This window comes from Epibacterium sp. Ofav1-8 (assembly GCF_022348185.1).
GTDB lineage: Bacteria > Pseudomonadota > Alphaproteobacteria > Rhodobacterales > Rhodobacteraceae > Epibacterium.
This window is the reverse complement of record NZ_JAKRFD010000003.1, coordinates 394,140-408,870: the sequence shown is the minus strand read 5'-3', so window position 1 is coordinate 408,870 and position 14,731 is coordinate 394,140. Positions and strand designations below refer to the sequence as shown.

Below are 14,731 nucleotides of genomic sequence, written 5' to 3'. Positions count from 1 at the left end.
CCTCCCGCCCGCCCGGGAACTCCCCTTCGGGGCCTCCCCCGGGCCGTTGGGCCCGGCGGCGCGGCGCGGCCCCCCGGGCCCCGCGCCGCGCCGGTCGCTTCGGGCAGAGCCCGAAGCGAAACACCTCAGTACGCAAAACAGGCGTCTTGCGCTGAGGTTTCATTTTTTGATCAAATTCTCTTGCCAGGTTGCGATTGCCACGCCAAACTGCGGGCAACACAACAAGGAGCACGCGCATGGACCTCTCTGCGCTCAGAACAATCCGCATCGCCGCCTGTGACCTGAACGGACAGATGCGCGGCAAGCGCCTGCCCGCAGGCATGGCCGACAAACTCGGCGAAGGCTCCGCCCGGATGCCCTACTCTGTCCTCAACGTCGACATCTGGGGCCGCGATATCGACGACAGCCCGTTGGTGTTTGAAACCGGCGATGCCGATGGCATCCTGTTGCCCACCAAACGCGGCGCGGTGCCGATGCCCTGGCTTGCGACCCCTTCGGCGCTGGTGCCGATGAAGATGGTGCATGAGGATGGCCGCCCCTTCCTGGGCGATCCGCGTCAGGTGCTGGCGCATGTGCTCGACCGCTACGCCGAAAAAGGCTGGCAGGTGGCCGCCGCGACCGAGCTCGAATTCATCCTGATCGACGACGCGGGCACCGAACCGCTGCCGCCGATCGATCCCCTCACGGGGCGGGCGCTCGATCAGCAATCGGTGCTCTCGATTGCGGAACTGGACGCCTATGACGACTTCTTTACCGATCTCTATGACGGCGCTGAGGCGATGGGCATCCCGGCACAGGATGCGATTTCCGAGGCCGGTCTGGGCCAGTTCGAAATCAACCTGACCCATCAGGACGCCATGCGCGCCGCCGATGACACCTGGCTCTTTAAGGCGCTGGTCAAAGGCGTTGCGCGCAAACATGGCTTTGCCGCAACCTTCATGGCCAAACCCTATGCGCAGGAATCCGGCAACGGCATGCATGTGCATTTCTCGGTTGTGGATCGCGACGGCAACAACATCTTTGACAATGGCGGCCCCGAGGGCACGCCTGCGCTACATGCCGCCGTGGCGGGCTGCATCAACGCCATGCGCGACAGCACGCTGGTCTTTGCCCCGCATGGCAATTCCTACGACCGTCTGGTGCCCGGCGCCCATGCCCCGACCTCTGCCGCCTGGGCCTATGAGAACCGCACCGCTGCCATTCGTATTCCCGGCGGCAGCCCCAAGGCGCGGCGCATCGAGCACCGGGTCTCGGGTGGCGACATCAACCCCTATCTGATGCTGGCAACCGTCCTTGGCGCGGCCCTCATCGGCATGGAAGATGGCGCGACGCCCCCGCCCCCCTCCGAGGGCAATATCTACGACATCGAAGGTCTGCCGCAGCTGGCGGGCAGCTGGGCCGAGGCGATTGACCTCTTTGAAAACAGCCCCCTCATCGCGCGCATCCTGCCGCCAATGGCGATCCGCAATCTGGTGATGACCAAACGCCAGGAGCTCAAGGGCTTTGCCGCACGTCCGGCAGAGAGTCATTGGCTCTCGTGGCTGGAGGCCGTATGAGGCAGGGAGAGACCTCTGTGTCCTGCCCTTGTATTTTGATCATATTTGGTGACCTATGAAGATCGGCATCCTGCAAACCGGCCACGCCCCGGAAGAGCTGAAACCCACCTCCGGAAACTACGACGCGATGTTCCGCACGCTCCTTGATGGGCATGGGTTCAGCTTTGACACCTATCCGGTGCTGGATGGCGTGTTCCCCGATGGCGCGGAGGCGGCGGAGGGCTGGCTTATCACCGGATCAAAACACGGCGCCTACGAGGATCACGACTGGATTCCCCCGCTCGAAGATCTGATCCGCGAGATCCACGCGCGCAAGATGCCCCTCGTTGGCATCTGCTTTGGCCATCAGATCATCGCGCAGGCCCTTGGCGGCAAAGTGGTGAAATATGATGGCGGCTGGAGCGTCGGCCATACCGAATATCGCCTGCATGGCGCGCCGGTGCAGCTGAATGCCTGGCATCAGGATCAGGTGGTGGAGCTCCCCACCGAGGCCCGCGTGATCGGCCAGAGCGATTTCTGCGCCAATGCCTTTCTGGCCTATGGCGACCACATCTGGACCTCGCAGCCGCACCCGGAGTTCGAAAACGCCTTTGTCGACGGGCTGCTGCGCACCCGTGGCAAGGGCGTGGTGCCGGATGAACAACTCAACGCGGCCGGGGCCTCCCTCGACCGCCCGACCGATTCCAACCTAATAGCCAACGAGATTGCCGACTTCTTCAAGAAAGTGAGGACCCGATGACGAGCCCGACGCGCTGGCAGGAGAAACTGCCCGAAGCAGCCAAGACCTATCTGGAGGGCCGTCGTCTCGACGAGGTTGAATGCGTTATCTCGGACCTGCCGGGCATCGCCCGGGGCAAGGCGGTGCCAGCGTCAAAATTTGCCAAGCAGGACTATTTCCACCTGCCCGACAGCATCTTTTACCAGACCATCACCGGCGATTGGGCCGATGCGGCGGATGAGGACGGCTGGATCGAAAAGGACATGACGCTGAAGCCGGACATGTCCACCGCCACCGCCGCCCCCTGGACCGGCGACTGGACCCTGCAGGTGATCCATGACGCCTATGACCGCGACGACAATCCGGTGCCCTTCAGCCCGCGCAACGTGCTGAAACGTGTCGTCGACCTCTATCATGCGCAGGGCTGGAAACCTGTGGTGGCGCCGGAGATGGAGTTCTTTCTGGTGGCGCGCAACGTCGACCCCGCCCGCGACATCGAACCGATGATGGGCCGCTCCGGTCGCCCGGCCGCAGCGCGTCAGGCCTATTCCATGACCGCGGTGGACGAATTCGGCCCGGTGATCGACGACATCTATGACTTTGCCGAGGCGCAAGGGTTCGAGATCGACGGCATCACCCAGGAGGGCGGCGCCGGCCAGCTGGAAATCAACCTGCGCCATGGTTCGCCGGTGAAACTGGCCGACGAAGTGTTCTACTTCAAACGGCTGATCCGCGAGGCCGCTCTGCGCCACGATTGCTTTGCCACCTTCATGGCCAAACCGATCGAGGACGAACCGGGCTCTGCCATGCATATCCATCACTCCATCATCGATATGGAGAGTGGCGAGAACATCTTTTCCGGCCCGCAGGGCGGTGAAACGGATGCCTTCTATCACTTTATCGCGGGGTTGCAGACCTATATGCCCGCCGGCCTCGCGGTGATGGCGCCCTATGTGAACTCCTATCGCCGCTACGTGAAGGACCACGCCGCCCCGATCAACCTGGAGTGGGCGCGGGACAACCGCACCACTGGCATCCGCATTCCGCTGTCGGGACCGGCCGCGCGGCGGGTGGAGAACCGCATCGCGGGCATGGATTGCAACCCCTACCTCGGTATCGCGGTGTCGCTGGCCTGCGGTTATCTCGGCCTGATGGAAGAACGCCGCCCCACGCGCCAGTTCAAGGGCGATGCCTATGAGGGCGAAGGCGACATTCCGCAGGTGATGGGCCAGGCGCTGGATCTCTTTGACGAGGCCACGGCCCTGCATGAAGTGCTCGGCCCCGATTTCGCCCGCGTCTACAGCTGCGTGAAACGGGCCGAATACGAGGAGTTCCTGCAAGTGATCTCGCCGTGGGAGCGCGAGCATCTGCTGCTGAACGTCTGATCCACTGGTGCTGCGTCCAGTCTCGGGCGCGGCGCATTGGATATTTATGAGAAGCTGAAAGACCAGCCCCCTGCGATCAAACTCCGGGGGTGGCAGACCCATGAGGCCGACCCGATGGCGCTGAACCTTCTGCACGCAAACGACCGCCCTGGCAAATACCCCCAAAGCTGGTATGCCGCCACCGCGACGCCGGGGGTGCACTATCCCTCGCTGTCGGGCGGGGTGCGGGCGGATGTCTGCATTGTGGGCGCGGGTTACACGGGGCTTTCCGCAGCGCTGCATCTGGCCGAGACGGGGCGCTCGGTGGTGCTGCTGGATGCGCAGCGGGTGGGCTTTGGCGCCTCCGGGCGCAACGGTGGCCAGCTTGGCTCCGGCCAGCGTCAGGACCAGGAAGCGCTGGAAAAAATGGTGGGGCAACAGGATGCCACCCACCTCTGGGCCTTAGGCGAAGAGGCCAAGGATCTGGTGAAATCCCTGATCGCCAGGCATCAGATCGACTGCCACCTGAAACCGGGCGTCGCCTGGACCGCCGAGAGCGCGCGGGACGTGCGACATCTGCATGACTATGGCTACCATCTGCAAGACCGCTATGGCTATGATCAGATTGAGATTCTGGATCAAGACGCCTGTCATGCCATGTGCCCCTCACCCGCCTATAAGGGTGGCATTCTGGACCATGGTGCCGGGCATCTGCATCCGCTGAATTTTGCCCTCGGTCTGGCCCGAGCAACAACCGCCGCAGGCGCGCAGATTTATGAGCGTAGCGAAGTCTTTGCCATCGAGGACGGCCCACAGGTCGAGGTGCGCACCGGCGAGGGCACCGTGCGCGCCGATCATTTGATCCTCGCCTGTAATGGCTATCTTGGCGGCCTGAACGAACAGGTCGCCGCACGGGTGATGCCGATCAACAATTTTGTCGCCGCAACCGAGCCTCTGGGCGATGCCGCCGCGCAGGTTCTGGCCCGTGATGTGGCGGTGGCGGACAGCAAATTTGTGGTGAATTACTTCCGCCTCAGCCATGACAAGCGGCTGTTGTTTGGCGGCGGCGAGAGCTACGGCTACCGCTTTCCCAGCGATATTGCCGCCAAGGTGCGCGGCCCCATGAGCGAGATCTTCCCGCATCTTCGCGATGTAAAGATCGACTACGCATGGGGCGGCACTCTTGGCATTACCATGAAACGGCTGCCCTATCTGGCACGGGTCTCGCCGCGCATCCTGTCGGCCTCTGGCTATTCCGGGCATGGGGTCGGCACCGCCACCCACGCGGGCCGTCTGATGGCCGAGGCCGTTGCAGGTCAAAGCGACGGGTTCAACACCATGGCCCGCATTCCCACCACGCCGTTTCCGGGCGGCGCCCGTATGCGCTCGCCGCTGCTGGTGCTGGCAATGACGTGGTTTTCGCTGCGCGACCGGCTTGGGATCTGATCCGGCCTGTCGCGGAGCCTTACCCGCAGTTTTAGATACTCGGGGCTCCGCCCACTGTTTTAAATGTCCGGGGGCTCTGCCCACAGTTTTGTATGCTCGGGGGCTCTGCCCCCGGGGACCCCCGAGGTATTTCTGAAAAGATGAAGCAGACCTGAAATCAGCGAATCCGCTTTTTTGCTCTGCGGGCTGTCTGCCGCTCTCTGAGGGCAAAAAGCCCTGCCTGAAGGCAACAGTTTCGTGAAATTCCTGCCAACGCCCCCCTGATAACCCTCTGAGGACAGGGGAATCCTTGGCTTCTGTGCGCCGTTGTTTTATAATTTTGAAAAGGTAAATTCAGGATTTTGAAATATGAAGCAGGCATCCTCTCCCCAAGTCCCGAACACCGAGGTTCCAAATGTGCATCAGGGCGAGCCAATCCCTGAGGCGGCGCGTGACGCGATCGAGGCTTTGATGCAATCAGGCGATCTGTTTCGCTATACCGCGCCGCAGGATGCGCCGGTGTCGCTGCTTGAGACCGAGTTTGCCGAGCTTTTGGGCTCCAAATACGCGCTGGCGGTGTCGTCCTGCTCGGCGGCGCTGTTTTTGTCGCTCAAGGCGCTGGACCTGCCCCGGGATGCGCGGGTCTTGATCCCCGGCTTTACCTTTGCGGCGGTGCCATCGTCGGTGGTGCATGCAGACTGCGTGCCGGTGCTCTGTGAGGTGGGCGAAAACTACCGCATCAATATGGCCGACTTTGAGGCCAAGCTTGATCAGGACATCGCGGCGGTGATCATCTCACACATGCGCGGACATACCTCGGATATGGATGCGATCATGGCGCTCTGTGAGGCGCGTGACATCCCCGTGGTCGAGGACGCGGCCCATTCGCTCGGCACCACATGGCATGAGCGCAATATCGGCACGCTTGGCAAGGTCGGGTGTTTCTCGTTCCAATCCTACAAGATGCTGAACGCCGGCGAAGGCGGTATTCTGGTCACCAATGACGCCGATGTGGTGGCGCGTGCGGTGATCATGTCCGGCGCTTATGAGCACAACTGGCAGAAACACAAACCCGCCCGCGGCGACAATGGCACCGCGCTGGCAGAGGCTTTTGGCCGCTGGCAGAACCTGTTGCCGCTTTATAACCTGCGAATGAGCAACCTCTCGGCCGCGGTCATTCGCCCCCAGATCCCGGAGCTCGCGCGCCGGGTCGCGGATGGTCTGAAGAACCACGACTATGTCGCCGCGAAACTGAATGCGCATGCCAATTTCCACGTCCCCGCCCCCCTGGCGCCAGAACGGCGCGCCCCGGATTCAATCCAGTTCAATCTGGTCGGCATGGAGGATGCGCAGATCGAAGCCTTTGCGCAGGCCACCGCAGACAAAGGTGTGAAGGTCCAGATCTTTGGCCGCTCCACCGACAATGCTCGTGCGTTCTGGAACTGGCAGTTCCTGAAGGATCTGCCAGAGCTGCCCGAAACCCGCGCCATGCTGATGCGCGCCTGCGATGTGCGCCTGCCGGTGCGGCTGACGCAGGAGGAGCTGGATGTGATTGCACAGATCCTTTTGTCCTCGGTCGAGGAAACCATGGCCCGCGCTGCGGCGGCCTGACCGATCGGTCAGCCTTTCAAATTCCTCAGAGTCGCGTGAAGATGCGGCCCTTTCTTTTTGGACATGCCAGTGCCGCCTGCCCCCGCCGCGCGTCAGCGCGGCGCTCGGCCCAACTGGCGGCGCCACATCTTGATGTGGCGCCGCTGGGCGGGAGCGCTCCCGCGCACCAGTTAGGCATCAAAGATGCCCAACTGGCCCTTGGGCCGGGCAGCGCGCCTGCGGCGCGCTGCCCTCCTCCCGGATTTCACCGAGCCACTAAAAAAGCCCCGGATGATCCGGGGCCTTCTGATCGCAGGTCGCAATCTATCGCTTAGCTGAGTTTGGAGAGCTTTTCCTGCAACTCCGCCAACTGGCGTTTGATGGCGTCTAGATCTTCTTCGCCCTCTGCTCCACTGCCTTCTTCGCCGCCGCCGGTCCAGCCGCCGCCAAAGCCGCCGGTCATCGCTTTCAGGAACGCTTCTTGCTGGGCTTTCATCGCCTCGAACCCGGGGATCTGCGCCATCGGGTTCATGGCGTTCATATTCTCCATCATCTTCGACTGGCTGTCGCGCAGCATGTCGAATGACGCCTGCAAGAACTGCGGCATCACCCCGCCACCGGGGACCATATAGCTGCGCACCAGATCGTTTAGCACATTGACCGGCAGCACGTTTTCGCCCCGGCTCTCGTGTTCCGCAATGATCTGCAGCAGGTACTGGCGGGTCAGGTCATCGCCGGTCTTCAGGTCGAGGATCTGCACCTCGCGCCCGTCGCGGATAAAGCCCGCGATATCTTCCAGCGTCACATAATCGCTGGTCTCGGTGTTGTAGAGCCTGCGGCTGGCATAGCGTTTGATGAGCAGAGGCTTATCCTGTTCCGCCATTCTCTTCTCCCCGGGAAATCTGCGCGTTGCAGAAAATCCTAGGCGAGCCGCTGACAAAAAGAAAGTGCTGAAAGCAAAAGGAGATGCCGCAGGGTCCGCGCGGCAGGACCGATGCGGCTTCTGCAGATGCAAAATTGCGCCGCCGCCGCACCCGCCAGCCCCCTCCGTTCCGCTCCCGCCGGGGCCCTGGGCCTGCAGGCAGGCCCGACACACAAGCAGGCCCAGCACATAAGCAGACCCGACACACAAAAGGGCAGGCGCGCGGCCTGCCCTTTTCTTCGGGGTCCCGTTGGTTGGGAGGAGAGCTGAACAGGCCCCCGGACGTTCCGTGCGGCGTTTACTTGGCAGCAGCGGCTTTCTTGGCAGCGGTGGAGACCTCTTCGGTGGCCTTCTTCACGGCTGCGCTTGCTTCTTCGGACATGTCCTTGCCAGCCGCCATCAGCAGCTCGACGGTGTCCATCTGAACCTTTTTCGCCACTTCGGCAAAGGCCGCCATGTTCTCGGCTGCAACCTCGGCAGAAGCGGACGCGAAATCGGTCGCGGCTTTTGCGTAGTCGGCAGGCTCTGCCTTCGCCTTGGAGATTTCACCCATCTTGGTCAGGGTGTCCTTGGTCCACTTGGAGGAGATCTCGGCGTTCTTTTCAGCCGCGTCCAGCGCCACGGAGGACAGCTTTTCGTTCAGCGCGGCGGTGTTCTTGAAGAAATCTTCCATCGCGGAGGTGTCAACCGGGAAGGACGCCATCATGTCTTTCATCATCGCGGAAAAATCTTGGGTCTTGGCCATGGTACTCATTCCTTAGATTACGTGTCCCCGGCCACGGGGCCGGTGGGGTTCCGAGCGGGCCACTCCCGCCGTTGCCAACAATATGCATGCCGCAGCGCAGCATTTCAAGTGAAATTTGCTGCGTTGCAGAAATTTTATCTTTCGTTCACGGAACGCCCTGCCCCGCCGCGACACGACGTCAGAGCTTCGCCTTGGCGCGCACGTATTGACCCGGGGCGGCCTCCAGCGCGGGATAGCCTGCCTCGCTGCCGGGGGTGCGCGCGGGCACCTGCTTGCCGGAGCGTTTCTTCAACCAGCCTTCCCAGCGGGGCCACCAGGACCCCTCGGTAAAGGTTGCCCCCGCCCGCCAGGCCTCCGCGTCGCCCTTGAGGTCGCTGTTGACGTAATGGCCGTATTTGTTGCGGTTGACCGGGTTGACGATGCCGGCGATGTGGCCGGACTGGCTGACGATGAAGCTCTTGGAGCGCGATCCCATCTGCTGCACGCCGCGATAGCATTGCTTCCAGGCGGCGATGTGATCGGTCTCGCAGGTGATCGCCATCAGCGGCACATCCACGTCGCGCACATGCAGCGTGTGCCCCAGCAGCTCGAACCCCTCGCCGACAAAGCGGTTGTCCTGACACAGGCCCCGCAGATACTGGATCGCCATCTTGCCCGGCAGGTTGGCGCCATCGCCGTTCCAGTAGAGCAAATCAAACGCGGGCGGGGTCTCGCCCATCATGTAGCTGCGGATCGCTGGACCATAGACCAGGTCATTGGCCCGCAGATAGGAAAAGGTGCGCGCCATGATGTAATGCGGCATGACCCCATCGGTGCCGACCTCTTCCTCGATCGCATCGACAAAGTCATTTTGCAGGAAGGGCGTGAAATCCCCCTGATCGGAGAAATCCGTCAACGCGGTGAAGAAGGTCGCCGACTTGACCGATTTGTCGCCGCGCTGCTTCATCAGCGACAGCGTCAGGCTCAGCGTGGTGCCCGCAATGCAATAACCCACCGCATTGACCTGCTTCACCCCGCAGATGTCCTTGACCACCTCGATGGCCTTCAGAAAGCCCTCTTCGACATAGTCTTCCATCCCCACATCGGCATAATCATGGGTCGGGTTGACCCAGGACACCACAAACAGGCTGTAGCCCTGGTCGGTGATCCATTTGATCAGGCTGTTCTTTTCCTTCAGGTCGAGGATGTAGAACTTGTTGATCCAGGGCGGGAACAGGACGATCGGGGTCTCGTGCACGGTCTCGGTGGTGGGCCGGTACTGGATCAGCTCCATCATCCGGTTGCGGAACACCACGTCGCCCGGCGTGGTGGCAATGTTGCGGCCGATCTCAAAGGCGCTTTCATCCGCCAGCCGCACGATCAATTCGCCATCGTTGGCCTCCAGATCCGCCACCAGGTTTTCCAGCCCGTCGATCAACGACTGCCCGTCGGTCTCCAGCGCCTTTTCCAGCGCATCCGGATTGGTGGCGAGGAAATTGGTCGGCGCCATCATGTTGATGATCTGATCGGCGAAATAGCTCAGCCGCCGCCGGTCCACCGCATCCAGATCCTCGACCTCCTCCACCGCAGTGCGGATGGCCTCGGCATTGGTCAGATACTGGTCGCGGACATATTTGAAATAGGGGTTGGTCTCCCACATCGGATTGCCAAAGCGGCGATCCGCCGGGCGCGCCTGCGCCTCCTCCTCGGGGGGGGTCGCCTCGGCGCTCAGGGCCTGCGCCATCATCTGCTGCGCCTCGGCGAAATTCATCACCGATTTGCCCCAGTATTGCACCTGCTGCTCCAGCAATTTGGACGGGTTCTGCGCCATCGCCGCCCAGTAGGACGATGCTGCACGCGCAAAGAGCTCTTGATTCGGAGCGTCCAATCCGGGGTTGTGGGTCTTCTTCTGCGCCAGCACCTCCACCAGGCGCTTGGACAGCTGCTCCACGCGCTCCAGATTTTCCTTAAGCCGGTCAATCTGTTCCGCGGAGGTTGCTTCAATAGCCTTGTCGGTTGTTGTCATCTTAAGGAAACCCTCTTAATCTTTCTGCTGTGCAGAATACTTGCCCTGCCATTCTACGGCAAAGCGACCAAAGGTCCGAATCCGCCGGGATGATCCGGCAAAATCGGGCTCAAACCGCGGCACGAAAAGCACCGCCAAGGAGACGCGCATGCGCTACATGATGTCCTACGATCTGATGGAGACGGTTCGCAACGCGAACCAGTGGTTCGGCGCGACGGCGCTGTCCATGGCCTCCTACCCCGCCTTCGCCGCCCTGCCCAATCCCATGCTGAGCTGGATGGCGGCCTGGGGCCAGGTCACCGAACGCAGCTTTGAACGCATGGTGGCCAAACCGGACTGGGGCATTCACGCCACCACCCTGGCCGATGGCAAGGACCATCTGGTCGAGGTCGACACCGTGGTCGAGAAACCCTTTGGCGACCTGATCCATTTCCGCGTCACCGACCGCGACGAACAGCCCCGCAAGGTTCTGGTTGTTGCGCCGATGTCCGGCCATTACGCCACCCTCCTGCGGTCCACCGTCAAGAGCCTGATCGAGAACTGCGAAGTCTATGTAACAGACTGGCACAATGCCCGCGACATTCCGGTCTCTGCCGGTAAATTCGATGTCGAGGATTATACCCTCTACCTCGTTGATTTCATGCGCGAGCTTGGCCCCGACACCCATGTGGTCGCGGTCTGCCAGCCGGCGCCGCTGACGCTGGCGGCCACCGCCTATCTGGCCGAGATCGACCCCAAGGCGCAGCCCTCCTCGCTGACGCTGATCGGCGGCCCGGTGGATCCGGATGCGACGCCCACCGATGTCACCGACTTTGGCCACCGCGTCACCATGGGCCAGCTGGAGCAGACCATGATCCAGCGCGTCGGTTTCAAGTACAAGGGGGTCGGCCGCGCGGTCTATCCGGGCCTGTTGCAACTGGCGTCCTTCATGTCGATGAACATGGACCGCCACTCCAAGGCGTTTTCCGAGCAGATCCTGCGCGTCAGCCGGGGCGAGGCCACCGACCACGACGCCCACAACCGCTTTTACGATGAATATCTCGCGGTGATGGACATGCCGGCCGAATTCTATCTCTCCACCGTGGAGCGGGTCTTCAAGAACCGGGAAATCGCCAAGAACGCCTTCACCGTCGAGGGCCACAAGATCGACATCGGCAAGATCACCGACGTCGCGGTCAAGACCGTCGAAGGGGCCAAGGATGACATTTCCGCGCCCGGTCAATGTATTGCAGCGCTTGATCTCTGCACCGGCCTGCCCGATTCGAAAAAGGCCAGCCATGTGGAACCCGGCGCCGGGCACTACGGCATCTTTGCCGGCCGGTCCTGGCGCAACAACATCCGGCCGCTGGTGATCGACTTCATGGATGCCAACAGCCGCAAACCCGCGCGCAAGGCGACTGCAAAATCCGCCAAGGCGGCCGCGGAGTAGGCATGCAACAGTCCGGCGCCGACACGCTCCCTTTCGCCTGTTCCTGTGGCAGCCTCAGCGGGCATGTCACCGGGGCGGCGGTCAAACAGGGCTTCCGTATCCTGTGTCACTGTGCGGATTGCCGCGCGGTGGAACTCTACCACGGCTGCCCCGATCCCAAGGGCACCGGCGTCGATCTGCTGCAACTCGCGCCGGATATGGTCAGGATCGATCAGGGTGCGGAGCATCTGCGCCTCCTGCAATTGTCGCCCCGGGGGCTCTACCGCTGGTATGCGGGCTGTTGCGGCACACCGCTGTTCAACGGCCTGCGCAAGCCAAAGCTGCCCTTCATCGCCGTGCGCAGCGCGCTGTTCTCAGACCCGGATCGTCTGGGCAAAGTGGTGGCGCAGGCCTTTGTGCCGCAGCCCGGAAAGCCACCGCGGCATGAGGGCGCGGGACGTATGACAATGAAACTCGCCAGCCGGATGATCTCCGCCTGGGTGTCCGGGCGCTGGCGGCAGACACCGTTGTTCGATCTCGACAGCGGCGCGCCCGTCGCCAAGCCGCAGGTGCTGTCAAAGGCGGAGCGTCAGGATCTGACCACACGCCCCTGACCCGCAGCAGACCCCAGACGGCCGAAACCCGGTACCCGTGATCAGGCGCTGGCGCGATAGTCCGACGTCAGGTGCAAGACGTCCTCCTCGGAGGTGAAAACCTCTGCACAAGGATCCGGCGCGGGCGTCGGAGTCGCCGGGCGCCGTCGGGATCGCCGACTGACCCAGACCGGCTCCGGCACGGGATCAAGGAGGTCTTCAGACACGGGGTGCTGCGCATGGTCGCCCACGATCCAGTTGTGCAGGATCGCCGACACCCGATCCGGCTGCTCCATCAACGGCAGGTGACCCGCGTCCTCGATCATTTCGATGCGGGCGTTTCTCATCAGTTCGGCTGTAAACAACTGCCGCTTCACCGGAATGATCTGGTCATGCACACCGCAGACCACCAGCCCCGGCTGCTCCGCCCGCATCAATGTGGCCTGCTGGTCGGCCCGGCGCTGCAACATCCGGCTTTGCGACACAAAAACATCCGGGCCCAGATCCTCTGCCATATCGGCAAGCTGTCCCATCACCTGATGCCGCAACGGCCCCGGCGCCAATGCCGCGGCCGGTATCACCTCCTCCATCACGCCGCGCAACCGCCCGGCGCGGGCCCGAATGATCCAGGGTTCACGCTCCGCCGCCTTGGCCGGGGTTTCCGGCAGCGGCGTCGATCCGATCAATCCGATCCCGGCGATACGCTCGGGCGCGGTTTCCAGCATCGCCATCGCGATGGACCCGCCGAGCCCAGCCCCGATCACCGTGAATTTTTCCGGCATATGCACCAGCAGCGAGGCGGCCACATCCTCGACCCGGTCGGCATTGAGAACCGGCGCAACCGTCACCGGAACATGGCGGGACAGGAATCGGATCTGGGGTTCCCAGACCCGTCCGTCACTCATGAATCCCGGCACAACCACCAAAGGATGCGCCAACAACTGCGCTGGTTCATTCATATATATCTGCCCGTATTTCATGCGCCTATCTGTGACGCTTGGGTTCACTACACGTCCCAAAGTGCAGGGCAGCAAGGACTTTTTTACTTTGCCTAAAATTGGTTAAGGATGTGTGACTTCCTCAATACCCGCTCCAGCGAAAGGCGCCATTCTCGGCCAGCGGCGCATAGGGGTTGTGCGCAATCTCCCAGATATGCCCGTCCGGCGCCCGGAAATATCCGATAGTGCCGCCCCAGAACACCGGCCCGGCCTCTCGCAAAACTTCCGCACCAGCGGCCCGCGCGCGCTCCATCAGCGGCGCCACCTCGTCCGCCGCCCGCACGTTATGGCTCAGCGTCATCGCGCCGGTCCCCAGCGCGTCGACGGGCAGGTTCATATCCTCCGCCAGTTTCTCCAGCGGATAAAGCCCGATCGTTTGAGAAATCAGATCAAACGCGATGATGCCTTCTTCGCTCTCAACACGCGTCCAGCCCAGGCTTTCGTAAAATCGCGCCGACGCCTGCACATCCGGCACACCCAGCGTAATCAGACTGACTCGTTGCTCCATCTTTCAATCCTCTCAAATACAAAAGACGCGCCTCCAACGGCGCGCCCTCTCCTTACCCTGAACTGGAACATAATGCGAACATTTATTCCATGTCACCGCAGACATCCGCAACCGCCGCTGCGATCAGCTCCAGACAGGCGGGGTCGGAAAACCGGTGGTCGGCGTCCTTGACCAGTGTCAGGCGCATATCCGCACAGCTTGCGTGATCCAGCAGCCGCAGCGCCGTCTCGGTCGATACAGCCGAGTCGTCGGTGCCTTGCAGGCAGCGCACCGGGAACGGCAGATCCAGATCGCTGCGCAGCACCAGGTTCTGGCGCCCGTTTTCCACCATCCGCTTGGTCACCACATAGGGCTCCATATAGTCGCTGGGCAACTCCACCCGGCCCCGGGTGTCCAGTTCCGCCTTCTGCGCGTCGGTGAAATTGGCCCAATAGCCATCCTCGGTGAAATCGGGGGCGGCGGCGATGGTCACCATCCCCCTGATCCGTGCCTCCCGCGCCTTGGCCAGCAACAGCGCCTGCCAGCCCCCCATGGAGGACCCCACCGGCACGATCTCGCCCTCGGTCAAGGCATCCACCGCCGCCAGCGTGTCTTCGTGCCAGTCACCGATGCAGCCCTCCTCGAACTGGCCGGAGCTTTCGCCATGCCCGGAGTAATCAAACCGCAGGAACGCCTGCCCACGCGCCTTGGCCCAGTCCTCCAGGAACAGCGCCTTGGTGCCCTCCATGTCGGATTTCAATCCGCCCAGAAACACCACGCAGGGCCCCTGCCCCTCTGTCTTGTGATACGCAATGCGTCGTCCTTCAGCGGTGTCCAGATACTGCGGCGCCATCGGCTGTCTCCCAAATTCCTTTACGCCTCTTCCCATGCCACGGGATGTCGGATTCGCCAAATCCGCC

The 14,731-nt window shown here is 62.4% G+C and carries 13 protein-coding genes; 7 read left to right on the top strand and 6 right to left on the bottom strand.

Translation table 11 applies throughout. The annotated features are described in order from the left end of the window. The first annotated feature begins 236 nt into the window (after positions 1–236). From MHM97_RS07245 to MHM97_RS07225, 5 genes are all read left to right on the top strand, one after another. Positions 237–1,556: a glutamine synthetase family protein gene (locus MHM97_RS07245; RefSeq protein ID WP_239321305.1), complete on the top strand. Its 1,320-nt coding sequence runs from the start codon at positions 237–239 to the stop codon at positions 1,554–1,556. A gap of 55 nt (positions 1,557–1,611) precedes the next feature. Continuing rightward, the gene (locus tag MHM97_RS07240; protein ID WP_239321302.1) at positions 1,612–2,295 is read left to right on the top strand and encodes a type 1 glutamine amidotransferase; all 684 of its coding nucleotides are present in this window, start codon (positions 1,612–1,614) and stop codon (positions 2,293–2,295) included. Then, positions 2,292–3,659, top strand: coding sequence for a glutamine synthetase family protein (locus MHM97_RS07235; RefSeq protein WP_239321299.1), 1,368 nt, complete (start codon positions 2,292–2,294; stop codon positions 3,657–3,659). The genes MHM97_RS07240 and MHM97_RS07235 overlap by 4 nt, the downstream gene beginning before the upstream one ends. A gap of 114 nt (positions 3,660–3,773) precedes the next feature. Beyond that, entirely contained in the window at positions 3,774–5,084 is a 1,311-nt protein-coding gene (locus MHM97_RS07230; RefSeq protein ID WP_239321420.1) for an NAD(P)/FAD-dependent oxidoreductase, read from the top strand. 348 nt (positions 5,085–5,432) lie between these two features. Next, positions 5,433–6,674, top strand: a complete 1,242-nt coding sequence (locus MHM97_RS07225; RefSeq protein ID WP_239321297.1) for a DegT/DnrJ/EryC1/StrS family aminotransferase — start codon at positions 5,433–5,435, stop codon at positions 6,672–6,674. Positions 6,675–6,984: 310 nt separating this feature from the next. On the opposite strand, the gene phaR is transcribed toward MHM97_RS07225, so the two are convergent. From phaR to MHM97_RS07210, 3 genes are all read right to left on the bottom strand, one after another. Then, complete coding sequence (gene phaR / locus MHM97_RS07220) at positions 6,985–7,536, bottom strand: polyhydroxyalkanoate synthesis repressor PhaR (protein ID WP_239321294.1); 552 nt, start codon at positions 7,534–7,536, stop codon at positions 6,985–6,987. Between the two features lie 337 nt (positions 7,537–7,873). Continuing rightward, positions 7,874–8,320 carry a phasin family protein gene (locus MHM97_RS07215; RefSeq protein ID WP_239321291.1) on the bottom strand — a complete coding sequence of 149 codons (447 nt, stop codon included), beginning with the start codon at positions 8,318–8,320 and terminating at the stop codon, positions 7,874–7,876. Between the two features lie 178 nt (positions 8,321–8,498). Continuing rightward, on the bottom strand, positions 8,499–10,325 hold the full coding sequence (locus MHM97_RS07210; protein WP_239321289.1) for a PHA/PHB synthase family protein: 1,827 nt from the start codon (positions 10,323–10,325) through the stop codon (positions 8,499–8,501). A 148-nt stretch (positions 10,326–10,473) separates the two neighbouring features. Between MHM97_RS07210 and phaZ the strand changes: the two genes are divergently transcribed. Then, positions 10,474–11,754, top strand: a complete 1,281-nt coding sequence (phaZ, locus tag MHM97_RS07205; RefSeq protein WP_239321286.1) for a polyhydroxyalkanoate depolymerase — start codon at positions 10,474–10,476, stop codon at positions 11,752–11,754. A 2-nt stretch (positions 11,755–11,756) separates the two neighbouring features. After that, the gene (locus tag MHM97_RS07200; RefSeq protein ID WP_239321283.1) at positions 11,757–12,347 is read left to right on the top strand and encodes a DUF6151 family protein; all 591 of its coding nucleotides are present in this window, start codon (positions 11,757–11,759) and stop codon (positions 12,345–12,347) included. 41 nt (positions 12,348–12,388) lie between these two features. Here MHM97_RS07200 and MHM97_RS07195 read toward each other — a convergent pair whose 3' ends face one another. The 3 genes from MHM97_RS07195 to MHM97_RS07185 form a co-directional block, all read right to left on the bottom strand. Beyond that, a complete protein-coding gene (locus MHM97_RS07195; protein WP_239321280.1) occupies positions 12,389–13,285 on the bottom strand; it encodes an alpha/beta fold hydrolase in 897 nt (298 codons plus the stop codon). 121 nt (positions 13,286–13,406) lie between these two features. After that, positions 13,407–13,832 (bottom strand): VOC family protein, encoded by a 426-nt coding sequence (locus tag MHM97_RS07190; protein ID WP_239321278.1) that lies wholly within the window; start codon positions 13,830–13,832, stop codon positions 13,407–13,409. An 82-nt stretch (positions 13,833–13,914) separates the two neighbouring features. Continuing rightward, complete coding sequence (locus MHM97_RS07185; protein WP_239321275.1) at positions 13,915–14,664, bottom strand: alpha/beta hydrolase; 750 nt, start codon at positions 14,662–14,664, stop codon at positions 13,915–13,917. Positions 14,665–14,731 lie beyond the last annotated feature (67 nt).

Coding starts and splice junctions, on each gene's coding strand:
- MHM97_RS07245 (WP_239321305.1), top strand. CDS start 237: ATGGACCTCTCTGCGCTCAGAACAATCCGCATCGCCGCCTGTGACCTG.
- MHM97_RS07240 (WP_239321302.1), top strand. CDS start 1,612: ATGAAGATCGGCATCCTGCAAACCGGCCACGCCCCGGAAGAGCTGAAA.
- MHM97_RS07235 (WP_239321299.1), top strand. CDS start 2,292: ATGACGAGCCCGACGCGCTGGCAGGAGAAACTGCCCGAAGCAGCCAAG.
- MHM97_RS07230 (WP_239321420.1), top strand. CDS start 3,774: ATGGCGCTGAACCTTCTGCACGCAAACGACCGCCCTGGCAAATACCCC.
- MHM97_RS07225 (WP_239321297.1), top strand. CDS start 5,433: ATGAAGCAGGCATCCTCTCCCCAAGTCCCGAACACCGAGGTTCCAAAT.
- phaR (WP_239321294.1), bottom strand. CDS start 7,536: ATGGCGGAACAGGATAAGCCTCTGCTCATCAAACGCTATGCCAGCCGC.
- MHM97_RS07215 (WP_239321291.1), bottom strand. CDS start 8,320: ATGGCCAAGACCCAAGATTTTTCCGCGATGATGAAAGACATGATGGCG.
- MHM97_RS07210 (WP_239321289.1), bottom strand. CDS start 10,325: ATGACAACAACCGACAAGGCTATTGAAGCAACCTCCGCGGAACAGATT.
- phaZ (WP_239321286.1), top strand. CDS start 10,474: ATGCGCTACATGATGTCCTACGATCTGATGGAGACGGTTCGCAACGCG.
- MHM97_RS07200 (WP_239321283.1), top strand. CDS start 11,757: ATGCAACAGTCCGGCGCCGACACGCTCCCTTTCGCCTGTTCCTGTGGC.
- MHM97_RS07195 (WP_239321280.1), bottom strand. CDS start 13,285: ATGAATGAACCAGCGCAGTTGTTGGCGCATCCTTTGGTGGTTGTGCCG.
- MHM97_RS07190 (WP_239321278.1), bottom strand. CDS start 13,832: ATGGAGCAACGAGTCAGTCTGATTACGCTGGGTGTGCCGGATGTGCAG.
- MHM97_RS07185 (WP_239321275.1), bottom strand. CDS start 14,664: ATGGCGCCGCAGTATCTGGACACCGCTGAAGGACGACGCATTGCGTAT.